This is a genomic window from Staphylococcus sp. FSL W8-0056 (genome assembly GCF_037963075.1).
GTDB classification, from domain to species: domain Bacteria; phylum Bacillota; class Bacilli; order Staphylococcales; family Staphylococcaceae; genus Staphylococcus; species Staphylococcus aureus.
The window spans coordinates 1,076,973-1,089,035 of sequence record NZ_CP150142.1 but is presented as its reverse complement, the minus strand read 5'-3'; the positions used below and the strand labels follow the sequence as shown (position 1 = coordinate 1,089,035).

Sequence of the window (12,063 nt, the reverse complement as noted above, 5' to 3'; positions counted from 1 at the left end):
TTTTTGCATACAATTTCAAAAAAAGTAATATGAACGTTTGGGTTTGCTCATATTACTTTTGTATCATTTCTATTCAATTTTATAATTCACCGTTTTTCACTTTTTCAAACAGTATTCGCCTAATTTTTTTAAATCAAGTAAACTTAATTATTCAATGTTTGTTGGATAGATTGTAAATATCTAATGATTTCCTCACGCGTGTTAGATTTAAATCGCTTAACGATTTCGCTACCAATGACGATGCCATCTGCAACCTCTTTTATATCTGCAACATGTTGTGGTGTTCTTATACCAAATCCTGCGACAACTGGCACATTGGCTATCGCTTTAATTGACTCAATTTTTCGTTTTAATTCTGGATGAAACGCACCGTTTTGTCCTGTTGTCGCATTCATCGTCACAGTATAAATAAAGCCTTCCGCATGAGATACGATATCTTTTATACGTTTGTCATCAGTAGTCATCGCAACTAACGATATGATTTTGACGCCATAGTGACTAAATTGTTGTTTTAAACGCTGCGATAATTCATATGGTAAATCAGGAATAATTAAGCCGTAGACACCAGTATCTCGACATTTTTCAAAAAACGCTTGTTCTCCATAATGACAAATAATATTATAATACGTCATTAATACATAGTTACACTTAATTTGATCACCATGTTTTTCTAATTGATTGAAAATATAATCTATCGTGATGCCTTGTTTAATCGCTTGTTGACCTGCTTCCATGATAACTGGACCATCAGCAACCGGATCAGAGAAAGGTACACCAATTTCAATTATATCTGCACCATTTTCACTCAACAATGTTGCATTTTCAATCAAATCTTTATTGCCCATAATATAAGGTATAAATAATTTAGTCATTTGCAAGACCTCGCTCTGCCATATATTGTCTAATTGTTTCCATATCTTTATCGCCACGTCCAGAAATAGTTACTACAATAATATCTTCTTTCGACATCGTAGGCGCTAGTCTTTCAACATAACTCAGTGCATGTGCACTTTCAATTGCAGGTATAATACCTTCATGTTTTGTAAAGTTGATTAAAGCATTCATTGCTTGTGTATCACTTGCATTTTCAAAAGTTACTCTACCAATGTCGTGGTAATAAGAATGTTCAGGCCCAATACCAGGATAATCAAGTCCTGCTGAAATAGAATGTGCTAGTTGCACTTGCCCACCTTCATCTTGAATTAAATACATTTTAGTACCATGTAATACGCCAGGTGATCCTTTGCCAATTGCAAGTGCATGTTTATCAGTATCCTCGCCTTGACCTGCGGCTTCAACACCGTATAATGCAACATCATCTTTAATAAATGGATAAAATGTACCGATTGCATTTGAGCCACCACCGATACATGCTACAATTGCATCCGGAAGTCGACCTTCTTTCTTCAATATCTGTGATTTTATTTCTTTACCAATGACACTCTGAAAATCTCTAACAATCGTTGGGAATGGGTCTGGACCTAATGCAGAACCTAATAAATAATGTGTATCATCTACATGACTTACCCAATATTGCAATGCTTTATTAACTGCATCCGATAAAGTCCCTTGACCTTCTTCAACTGCCACAACCTTTGCACCAAGTAATTCCATTCTAAATACATTAAGTTGTTGTCTTTTAATATCTTCACTTCCCATAAAGACAACAAGTTCCATATCAAATAATGCAGCAACCGTAGCACTAGCTACACCATGTTGACCCGCACCAGTTTCAGCAACAAGCTTCTTCTTGCCCATTCTTTTAGCAAGCAACGCTTGACCTAACGCATTATTAATTTTATGGGCGCCTGTATGATTTAGATCCTCTCGTTTCAAATATATTTTAGCGCCACCTAGGCTTTCAGTATATGATGCAGCATATGTAAGTGGTGTCGCGCGTCCTACATACTCTGATAAATAGTATTCCAGTTCTCTTTGAAACTCTGGGTCTGCTTTTGCCTCTTTATAAGCTTTTTTCAACTCAATAATTGCTGGCATTAATGTTTCTGGAACATATTGCCCTCCATATTCACCAAAGAAACCTAATTCATCTGCTTCTGTTTGTATTTGTTTATTCATTGTCTCTATCTCCTTTCACAATATTTACAATTGCTGTCATTTTTTCTATATCTTTTCGCCCATTTACTTCTATACCTGATGCAAGATCATAACCTTGATGTGATAATTTAAGTTGATTAACTGTTTGAATATTTTCAGAGTTAATGCCTCCTGCTATCAAATAAGGTATGTCTTTTATGTGCTTCAAAATAGTCCAGTCATATGTTTGACCGGTACCACCATACGACACTGAGGGTGTGTCGATAATAAATAAATCTACGAACCCTTTATATTTATTTATGTTTTGGATTATGTTTTCATCTGCAGCTAAAGCTTTAGTGATTTTAATGCTTGAATATTTCTTTTTAATTTCCTGTATAAAATCAATAGATTCTGTGCCGTGTAACTGTATTGTGTTAATTGACGTATTGCTTAATACGTGTTCAATTGTTGTTAAATCAGGATTTACCATGACACATACTTTATCGATATGATTTGGAACAGCAGACGCTAACTTTTTTATTTGGGTAATTGTTTGATGCCTTTTACTTTTTTCATAATGGATGAAACCTATCGCATCAATAGGTAATTGACTGGCCGCTGTAACATCCTTTATTGATGTAAAGCCACAAAATTTCAATTTCATCATGACTTCACCTTTTGCATTTTCAGTTGTGGTAAAAATTCAGATAGATTGTCACAACGCATAAGCGCCTCACCTATTAGTAAGCCATCGATACCACTATGCAAGATTTTTCTTACATCAGATGCATCGTGAATACCACTTTCAGAAATATAATGATGATTGGGTTTTTTATTTTCTAAAATAGTATTTGTATGTTCCACATTTGTGACAAATCGTTTTAAGTCCCTGTTATTTACACCAATCAATTTAGCATTAACCTTATAGGCACGTTCTAATTCATGGCGATCATGTACTTCAATTAACACTTCTAGATTTTGCGATATAGCGTAGTTATATAAATCTTTCAATTGTTTATCCGATAAGATGTTAACGATCAATAAAATCATAGATGCACCAGCTTGTTTAGCAACATCAATTTGAAGCGGGTCTATAATAAAGTCTTTGCATAATACGGGTAATGTTGTTTTTGTTGTCAATGCTTGTAATCTTTCAAAACTACCACCAAAGTACTTTTCATCAGTTAAAATGGACACGGCATTTGCACCGTACTTTTCATAATCTGAGATTTGTTGCGATAAATCTCGTTCAGGTAAGTCATTAACTGTAGGACTCTTCGATTTAATTTCTGCAATAATTGCTAGCTTTGGTTCTTTCTCAATTGCGTTTATAAAAGATTTTTTATTCTGAATCTTCACACTTTTCAAGGTATTAAGTTTGTCTTGATAATAGCCATTTTGTAAAAGTGACTGTTTATATTTAACAATTTCTGCTAAAATCGTCATATTATTCACCTCTCATTTGATGGTATTTTTTCAATGCTTCACCATTATCAATCAATGTAGTTGCAAGTTCTATGCCTTCTGCGATGGTATCCACTTTCTCTGCAACATAAAGGCTTAAACCCGCATTTAGTAAGACAACATCACGTCGACTTGACTGATCTTTACCATTCAAGATATTAAGGGAGATTGCTAAATTTTCTTCAGGTGAACCGCCTTTAAAATCACTATTCGGCGCATGTTTCAAACCATAATCAGTCGCATTTAATGTGTAATTTTTGATTTCTCCATCTTCAGTCAATTCATATATCAAATTATCACCAGATAGTGTTGCTTCATCCATACCATTTGCACCATGTAAAACGATTGCACGTTTTCTACCTAAATCTTTAATCGTTTTAGCAACTAACTTTAACTTTGTAGGATCAAAGGCGCCTACCATTTGATACGTTAAGTGATATGGATTAATTAATGGACCCACAAGGTTTAATATTGTAGGCTTTCCAATCATTTTTCTAACTGGTTGCATATACTTCATGATTGGATATGATTCAGTTGCACCAATGAATACAAGGTCTTTTTCATTTAATTGGTTAGGTGTATCATCAACAGTTGTTGTTTGTATGTTCATTTGATTTAACAAATCCGTACTACCTGAATTTGAGGTAATACTTTTATTACCATGTTTTATAACTTTTACGCCAGCACTTGCTACAACAAAAGCAACAGTCGTTGAAATGTTGAAACTATTTGACTTGTCACCACCTGTGCCGCACACACACATAGCCCCTTCATAACATGGTTGATGTGGATACATTGTATTAATTAAGCTACGTACAATATATGTTAATTCTTGTTGTTGGATTTCTCGCTCCGAATAGGAACTAAGTAATTCATATTTAATATCAGTTCCAATACTAGGAGAAATAAGTATATCGATTAGCTCTTTAATGTCGCTTTCAAGTAATATAGTTTCAGTTTTTATTCTTGTTAGTAATGTCATGGTTTTCATCCTTCCTTCACTAGATTAATGAAATTTGTAATTATTTTGACACCATAGTCTGTAGCAAATGATTCAGGATGGTACTGAATACCGTAATGCGGTCTTTCTTTATGCTCAAATGACTGTATACAATCTTCGGTACGTCCAGTAATTTTCAATTCTTCTGGAAAATTGTCAGGGTTACTTATTAATGAATGATATCTCATAATTGAAAACTGTTCTGGTATATCTTGATATAACAGATGTTGATGATGCGATATAACCTTTAGTGTATCAACTTTTCCGTGCATAACCTTGTCGCCTTTAATGACTTCTCCACCGTAATAACAAGTCAGTGCCTGAGCACCTAGGCAAATACCTAAAATGGGTTTGTGTTGATAGGTTGATATGATTTTCATTAACTGTTGATCGTCTAATGGATGCCCTGGACCAGGAGATATAATAACAGCGTCCACCGATTGATTCAGCACATTATCATCATCAGGATATTGAACAATGACGTCAGTATGTTGAGCAACAATATCCACTAGGTTATATGTAAAGGAATCATAATTATCTACAACTAAGATCATGGCCTCACCTCCAATAAGCTTTTAGCTTTCAATTTCGTTTCATTCAGTTCTTTTTCAGGAATAGAATCATATACAACGCCACAACCAGCTTCTACGTTGATATACTGCTCATCTATCATCATCGTTCGAATTGCTAAAGCAAAATCTAAGTTATGATTACAATTTATGTATCCAACACCACCACTATAAACGCCTCGTTTATGTGGATATTGTTCATATATTCTTTCAATTGCACGTAATTTTGGTGCACCTGAAACGGTACCTGTTGGTAATAAATTCGCAATAACTGTCATTGGTGATAAATTTTGATTTATTTTACCTGTGATTTCACTTACGATATGCATAACATGTTCATATTTTTCAATAACCATTAATTTAGTAATTTTTGAGGTACCGATTTTACTTACTCTATGAATATCATTACGTCCTAAATCAACTAGCATACGATGTTCGCTGCATTCTTTTGGATCATTAAGTAGTTGTTTCATATTCTCATTATCTATTTGTGTCGTCTCACCACGTTGAATCGTACCTGCAATAGGATTAGTTGTTACAATTTGATCTTTGACACTTACGAAACTTTCGGGAGAACTACCGACAATATATGGTTGATCGATATTAAGATAATACATATATGGACTTGGGTTTTGTCGTTTTAAATTTTGATACAGTTGAAACGAAAGTTGATTTAAATGCTGACTAGCATGATGCGCATATTTGTAAATTCTTGATGGCACAACTTGGAACATATCCCCTTCTGTTATTTTCTCTTTGAAATACTGAATCATTTCGATAAATCTTTCTTCAGAAATATTTGATTGAATTTCTTTAGTTTTAAAATCAAAATCTTGTGTAGGCATGAATGGTTGGATTTTAGTTAAGTCTTCGATAGACTTATTAACTCGATTCTCAAGATCTGATTTTGTTGAATTTGAAAATTGATTCGTCGCGATGATATATAACTCATCTTTGTAATGGTCAAATACATAAACTTGTTCAACCATATATAACCTTACATCGTGCTGCTTGTGATCTTCTAATTGTATTGATTGCAATTTAGGAAATTCATGTCTTACTAAATCAAAGCTACACGTCCCAACATATCCAGATATAAACGGTAATGACTTAAGTTGCTCATCTTGAATATTATGGTAGTCTTCATTTATTTTAGTCGTTAAATAATGGTACGGTCTTTCAATGATTTGATACGATTCTTTTAAAGTGCTTACTGATAATACATCATTATCTAAAGTTAAAGTGCCATAAATATCAAAAATAACAACTGAATAGCGACCTTTAGTTTGTTGTTGATTTGTACTTTCCAAAATGATCTTCTTGGAATGAAGTTGTGCTAAAACTTCGGGCGTTACATTTGCTTTTATTTTTTTATAAAATATATCCATTCTATACGCTCCTTTCAAAAAAGCGCCAGCATCCTTATCAATATAAAGGACGCTGACGCGTGGTACCACCTAAATTAACCGAATATTCAAAATATTCATAGTTCACTCTTTACTATATATAATTTTTCTGTTGCAGACAAAACCCAATTTCATTAATCTCGGTGTTAGTTCACATCATCCACTAACTTTCTGTTGCTACCTTTAATTAACTACTACATTTTGTCTAAATAAAAAGACACCACATAACGCATATACCTGTAAGGACGCGTTACCGTGGTGCCACCTTAGTTAACATAATTCATGTTCACTTTCAAAACTCATTCAATTGTTTTCCAAAGTCCAATTCACAAGATATGGCGTGCTAATTCCCATCACCCATTAGCTTTCTATTTGCTACGTTTCATATCTGCTACTATTTCTTTAGAAAATTCTAATTATTTTTATAGTTCATTATATTACATAGGTCGTTCACATTTGTCAACACTAATTGTTTACTCAATTGGTGATAAGCAATATGCATATAGTAATTTCTCTGTCGCTTTAATAGAATCAATATGTGTTCGTTCCATTGCATGAGATGATTCAATGCCAGCGCCAAATAAACCATGTCTGATATCCGCACCAGCATGTAAAGCTGCTGAAGCATCTGAACCATAATATGGATATATGTCTACTTTATATGGAATGTTATTTATTTTGCAAAGATTAACTAGGTGCGATTTCAATTGCTTATAATATGGACCTGAAGCATCTTTGGCACAAATAGAAACTGTATATTCATCCGATGCTTGACCGTCTCCCAACGCGCCCATATCTAATGCAATATATTCTTTGATTTTCGAATCAATTGATGCATTTGCACCGTAACCTATTTCTTCGTTATTAGAAATATAAAATTGCGTTGTATGTGGTAATATTATTTGCTCTTCTTTTAATTTCTTTAGTAATTGTAGTATCATCGCTACGCTAGCTTTATCATCTAAATGACGAGATTTAATAAAACCTGATGACGTGATAACTGTACGTGGATCAAAGCTAACAAAATCACCTACTGAAATACCTAAACTCTTTGTATCTTCTTCTGATGTAGTTACTTCATCAATTCTTATTTCCATATGCTTTTGATCTCTAGGTATTTCATGATTATTTCTATATACATGAACACTTGTTTCATGCAGACAAATTGTTCCTGTATATATTTGACCAGCATCAGTTTTAATTTGGCAATATTCACCCTCAATCGCGTTATACGTGAATCCTCCAATTAATTCTATTGCTAAGCGACCATCTTCTTTAATTTCTTTAACCATTGCACCTAAAGTATCAACATGAGCAGTAATACAGCGTTGTACTTCATCATTTTTGCCTGGCACTGTTATTAATAACGCACCTTTATTTGTTAGTGTTGTTTGATAACCCAAGTCTTTTGCATATTTTTCGACAAATTGAATTGCTTCTTCTGTGTCTCCTGAAGGACTATTAATACCTGTTAATGTTTTAATCATTTCTAATATTGGTTCCATTGATTTACCCCTCCGTTGCCATTGTGTTACTATACTCTTTATTGTAGATGATTTATCTCCGTTTATCTATTAATGCTATTATCGATTTTTATTTACTATTGCACTGTGTCAACAGCTCATTTACAATGTTATTATTCTGAAAATTTCGAAATAAGGTGATTTATATGACAACAGTTTTATTTGTTGGACTTGGATTAATTGGTGGAAGTCTTGCTAGCAATATAAAATACCATAACCCTAATACTAATATTATTGCATACGATGCAGATACTTCTCAGTTAGATAAAGCTAAATCAATCGGCATTATTAATGAAAAATGTTTAAATTATAGTGAAGCTATTAAAAAAGCCGATGTAATTATTTATGCAACACCTGTTGCTATCACAAATAAATATCTTAGCGAGCTTATAGATATGCCAACTAAACCTGGTGTTATTGTTTCTGATACTGGTAGTACTAAAGCAATGATACAGCAACACGAATCCAATTTATTAAAGCATAATATTCATTTAGTCAGTGGTCATCCAATGGCTGGTAGTCATAAATCTGGTGTACTAAATGCTAAAAAGCACTTATTTGAAAACGCTTATTATATTTTAGTCTATAATGAGCCAAGAAATGAGCAAGCAGCAAACACGTTAAAAGAACTGTTATCACCTACTCTTGCTAAATTTATTGTAACTACTGCTGAAGAACACGACTACGTAACAAGCGTCGTAAGTCATTTACCTCATATCGTTGCATCTAGTTTAGTTCATGTTAGTCAAAAGAACGGTCAAGAACATCATTTAGTTAATAAACTTGCAGCTGGTGGTTTTCGTGATATCACTCGTATAGCTAGTAGTAATGCACAAATGTGGAAAGATATCACCTTGAGTAATAAAACGTATATTTTAGAAATGATTCGACAGCTAAAAAGTCAGTTTCAAGATTTAGAAAGACTAATTGAAAGCAATGATTCTGAAAAATTGTTATCATTTTTTGCCCAAGCTAAATCGTATCGCGACGCACTACCCGCTAAACAACTAGGTGGACTAAATACTGCGTATGATCTATATGTAGATATTCCGGATGAATCAGGTATGATAAGTAAAGTGACTTATATCATGAGTTTACATAACATATCTATAAGCAACTTAAGAATCTTAGAAGTACGCGAAGATATATACGGTGCTTTAAAAATTAGTTTCAAAAATCCTACTGACCGAGAACGCGGTATGCAAGCATTGAGTGATTTTGATTGTTATATCCAATAATTATTAAGTCTCTTTTGATAAATTCCCATGTATTCTTAGATATTATTGTGAAATCTATTGTGATATATGAAATATTTATCTTTAGAGACTTATTTTATACGAATCACAGTTATATATTCCTTAAACCGTATAGTCATTACATTTTATGTCCAGCCATTAAACCTAATCTACCATGTTTTGTACCTGCTTCTGTAAACGATACTGCTTTGGACACAATACCTTTGCCGTATTTCAAATGTAATTGGTCTATCGTTTTAGCTAGGCATTCGTCACGTTTGCGTTGGTATTCATCTTCAAACAGACTTAACTGTCGCTCATCCTCATTAATAAATTGACTCAAAGATATACTTAGCGTACGATATAGTGCTTGTTTATTACATAATTTATCTGCAAAATGCATTACTACTTTATAAATATCTTTTTCTAAGTTTGTTGGATCTTTCAAAGTATATTGCTTATGTACACCGCCTTCATCACTATAGCCAAAGGCAAAATGTATCGTTCTTGCCACTTTTTTTCTTGCTCGAACTCTGCTAGCAACATCTTCAATTAACTCTTGCATTACTACTTTTGCTTCATCAAAATGATAATCTCTCATTAATATTTGACTTTTGCATATCGATGGATTGCTGATCTTGTGCTTTTCACGTACTTTACTCTGATCTATCCCATTCGCATGTAGATGCATATCAACACCTAAAATACCGAACTCTTTTTTTAAAAATTTATATGGATATTTCGCTAAATCTCCTATAGTAAAAATTCCTCTTTTATTCAATTTGGCTTCTGTTCGACGATTAATACCCCAAAAATCTCGCAAGGGCTGAATTGGCCATAATTTCGTTGGTACATCTTGATATCGCCATTCAGCTATACCATTTTGACTATGCTTCGCTTCAACATCCATAGCAATTTTACTTAATAACATATTAGAACCAATGCCCACAGTACAATAAATGCCTGTTTCTTCATAAATTTCACGTTTAAGTCTTTCGCAAAATGCATGTACTGTAGAACTAAATCTATGATAGCTATCAGTAACATCCATAAAAAATTCGTCAATACTATATTGGTGTAAATCTTCAGGTGGAATATAACGCAATGCAATCTTAGAAATAGCAACTGAAACATTAAGATATTTACGCATACTTGGATTGATAATGTAAATATCATTTCTATGTGGTATTTCAAACAATCGCGACCCTGTCTTGATGCCTAATTCTTTTAATTTAGGTGTCGCAGCCAATATTACAGAACCCTGACGCTTAGTATCTGCAACAACAGCTAACTTTGTTTCTAATGGATCTAGCCCCTTTTCAATACAAGAAACACTCGCAAAAAAACTTTTTTGGTCAATACATAGAACATCCCTATCTTCTAATAAATGATAATTATACACTGTTATTCCTCCCTTACTTGAACCTTATTATATACGAACACGTGTTCTATTTCAACTATTTTAGAACAAATGTTCTGTTATTTTGCAAATGAATTTTTAAGTATTACATGATATACTCAAATTAATAATGATTAGGAGGTTTGGATGATGCCAATCGTCAATGTAAAATTATTAGAAGGTCGTTCGGATGAACAATTAAAAAATTTAGTTAGCGAAGTAACTGACGCCGTAGAAAAAACAACGGGGGCAAATAGACAAGCAATTCACGTTGTTATAGAAGAAATGAAACCAAACCATTATGGTGTGGCTGGCGTAAGAAAGTCAGATCAATAATTCTTCATAAGATGCATGCCAATTAATTCTTTGAAAACGAACAAGGCGACTTCTATCTGAGTATGATAGAAATCGCCTTGTTTATTTTTAATCTTCATCTAAAAAGTCTTTAATAGCTTGTTTATTTGTGTTTTTATTAATCTGTAATGCACTACCATCAGTATTTGTATTGACATCTTCGTATGAGTTCTTGATTGGCACAGTCAATGACTTAACATCTTTTTCACCTCGGATGCCAAAACTCAAACCTGTTTGGAAAATCCCTGAATCAGGAATGTTTGTATTCACATAGCCTCTTAAAATACCTGCAACTTTTGGTAATTTAACAACTGTTCTAAAATTAACCATTTCTTTTTTCAATGTTTGCATCACTTGTTGCTGACGTCGCACGCGTCCGAAGTCACCTTCAGGGTCGTGACGGAATCTTGCATAACCAAGTAATTCTTTACCATTCAACCTATGGTTACCCTTTTTCAAAGATACACCAATATTTTTCGACATATCCTTTTCGACATTAATTGGTACACCTTCTGGCATTAATTCATCAATCATTTTCTCAAATCCAGTAAAATCAACTACTGCATAATATTCAGGATTAATTCCTAAATTTTTATCAAGTGTTTTTCTAAGTAGCTCTGGACCACCTAAAGCGTATGCTGAATTAATTTTGTGTTTTCCATATCCTGGAATATCTGCATAAATATCACGCATGACAGACATCATTTTCATTTTTTTATTGATAAAGTCATATTGAACAACCATGATAGAATCTGTTCTTGATTGTCCACCTTGTGCTTTATCTGCACCGAGTACAAGAATAGAAATTTTACCATCATTTTTTACTGGTCCATTAAATTGATGTACTTTAACATCTTTCGCATGTTTCTTGGCATATTCTACACCGCTATTGTAACTATGTACAATATATACAACTAATGCGATAAGTAAAATTACAACAATCAGAAGAATGATAGGTAATTTCCTAATTTTCTTCTTCTTTTTTCGCTTAGGCGCCGAAGTGCGATGTTCACTTTGACGTCTATATTCGTTGTCATTAGTTTCTTTATCCATATTTACCTACCTTATATCTT

Annotated in this window: 12 protein-coding genes; 2 read left to right on the top strand and 10 right to left on the bottom strand. The window is 33.3% G+C overall.

Translation table 11 applies throughout. The annotated features are described in order from the left end of the window. Nucleotides 1-143 precede the first annotated feature (143 nt). The 8 genes from trpA to NSS86_RS05460 all read right to left on the bottom strand — a co-directional run bounded on the left by trpA (nt 144) and on the right by NSS86_RS05460 (nt 7,984). Nucleotides 144-872 carry a tryptophan synthase subunit alpha gene (trpA, locus tag NSS86_RS05495; RefSeq protein ID WP_000163628.1) on the bottom strand — a complete coding sequence of 243 codons (729 nt, stop codon included), beginning with the start codon at nt 870-872 and terminating at the stop codon, nt 144-146. Beyond that, nucleotides 865-2,079: a tryptophan synthase subunit beta gene (gene trpB / locus NSS86_RS05490; RefSeq protein ID WP_001041351.1), complete on the bottom strand. Its 1,215-nt coding sequence runs from the start codon at nt 2,077-2,079 to the stop codon at nt 865-867. Before trpB ends, trpA begins: the two co-directional genes overlap by 8 nt. Then, a complete protein-coding gene (locus tag NSS86_RS05485) occupies nt 2,072-2,704 on the bottom strand; it encodes a phosphoribosylanthranilate isomerase (protein ID WP_000768192.1) in 633 nt (210 codons plus the stop codon). Before NSS86_RS05485 ends, trpB begins: the two co-directional genes overlap by 8 nt. After that, nucleotides 2,704-3,486: an indole-3-glycerol phosphate synthase TrpC gene (trpC, locus tag NSS86_RS05480; RefSeq protein WP_000153613.1), complete on the bottom strand. Its 783-nt coding sequence runs from the start codon at nt 3,484-3,486 to the stop codon at nt 2,704-2,706. The genes NSS86_RS05485 and trpC overlap by 1 nt, the downstream gene beginning before the upstream one ends. Nucleotide 3,487: 1 nt before the next feature. Then, nucleotides 3,488-4,486, bottom strand: a complete 999-nt coding sequence (gene trpD / locus NSS86_RS05475) for an anthranilate phosphoribosyltransferase (protein WP_000173828.1) — start codon at nt 4,484-4,486, stop codon at nt 3,488-3,490. A gap of 5 nt (nt 4,487-4,491) precedes the next feature. Continuing rightward, entirely contained in the window at nt 4,492-5,058 is a 567-nt protein-coding gene (locus NSS86_RS05470; RefSeq protein WP_000604816.1) for an aminodeoxychorismate/anthranilate synthase component II, read from the bottom strand. Further along, complete coding sequence (locus tag NSS86_RS05465) at nt 5,055-6,461, bottom strand: anthranilate synthase component I (RefSeq protein WP_000350970.1); 1,407 nt, start codon at nt 6,459-6,461, stop codon at nt 5,055-5,057. The genes NSS86_RS05470 and NSS86_RS05465 overlap by 4 nt, the downstream gene beginning before the upstream one ends. A gap of 491 nt (nt 6,462-6,952) precedes the next feature. After that, nucleotides 6,953-7,984, bottom strand: coding sequence for a M42 family metallopeptidase (locus tag NSS86_RS05460; protein ID WP_000433355.1), 1,032 nt, complete (start codon nt 7,982-7,984; stop codon nt 6,953-6,955). A gap of 164 nt (nt 7,985-8,148) precedes the next feature. Here NSS86_RS05460 and NSS86_RS05455 point away from each other — a divergent pair, with 164 nt between their 5' ends. Then, nucleotides 8,149-9,240, top strand: a complete 1,092-nt coding sequence (locus tag NSS86_RS05455; RefSeq protein ID WP_000214278.1) for a prephenate dehydrogenase — start codon at nt 8,149-8,151, stop codon at nt 9,238-9,240. A 136-nt stretch (nt 9,241-9,376) separates the two neighbouring features. Here the strand turns inward: NSS86_RS05455 and NSS86_RS05450 are convergent, their stop codons facing one another. Continuing rightward, nucleotides 9,377-10,639 carry a Y-family DNA polymerase gene (locus NSS86_RS05450; RefSeq protein ID WP_000283016.1) on the bottom strand — a complete coding sequence of 421 codons (1,263 nt, stop codon included), beginning with the start codon at nt 10,637-10,639 and terminating at the stop codon, nt 9,377-9,379. A 147-nt stretch (nt 10,640-10,786) separates the two neighbouring features. Here NSS86_RS05450 and NSS86_RS05445 point away from each other — a divergent pair, with 147 nt between their 5' ends. Then, complete coding sequence (locus tag NSS86_RS05445; RefSeq protein ID WP_001123276.1) at nt 10,787-10,972, top strand: 2-hydroxymuconate tautomerase; 186 nt, start codon at nt 10,787-10,789, stop codon at nt 10,970-10,972. 87 nt (nt 10,973-11,059) lie between these two features. Here the strand turns inward: NSS86_RS05445 and NSS86_RS05440 are convergent, their stop codons facing one another. Beyond that, entirely contained in the window at nt 11,060-12,043 is a 984-nt protein-coding gene (locus tag NSS86_RS05440; protein WP_000356975.1) for an LCP family protein, read from the bottom strand. Nucleotides 12,044-12,063: the final 20 nt, after the last annotated feature.

Coding starts and splice junctions, on each gene's coding strand:
- trpA (WP_000163628.1), bottom strand. CDS start 872: ATGACTAAATTATTTATACCTTATATTATGGGCAATAAAGATTTGATT.
- trpB (WP_001041351.1), bottom strand. CDS start 2,079: ATGAATAAACAAATACAAACAGAAGCAGATGAATTAGGTTTCTTTGGT.
- NSS86_RS05485 (WP_000768192.1), bottom strand. CDS start 2,704: ATGAAATTGAAATTTTGTGGCTTTACATCAATAAAGGATGTTACAGCG.
- trpC (WP_000153613.1), bottom strand. CDS start 3,486: ATGACGATTTTAGCAGAAATTGTTAAATATAAACAGTCACTTTTACAA.
- trpD (WP_000173828.1), bottom strand. CDS start 4,486: ATGACATTACTAACAAGAATAAAAACTGAAACTATATTACTTGAAAGC.
- NSS86_RS05470 (WP_000604816.1), bottom strand. CDS start 5,058: ATGATCTTAGTTGTAGATAATTATGATTCCTTTACATATAACCTAGTG.
- NSS86_RS05465 (WP_000350970.1), bottom strand. CDS start 6,461: ATGGATATATTTTATAAAAAAATAAAAGCAAATGTAACGCCCGAAGTT.
- NSS86_RS05460 (WP_000433355.1), bottom strand. CDS start 7,984: ATGGAACCAATATTAGAAATGATTAAAACATTAACAGGTATTAATAGT.
- NSS86_RS05455 (WP_000214278.1), top strand. CDS start 8,149: ATGACAACAGTTTTATTTGTTGGACTTGGATTAATTGGTGGAAGTCTT.
- NSS86_RS05445 (WP_001123276.1), top strand. CDS start 10,787: ATGCCAATCGTCAATGTAAAATTATTAGAAGGTCGTTCGGATGAACAA.
- NSS86_RS05440 (WP_000356975.1), bottom strand. CDS start 12,043: ATGGATAAAGAAACTAATGACAACGAATATAGACGTCAAAGTGAACAT.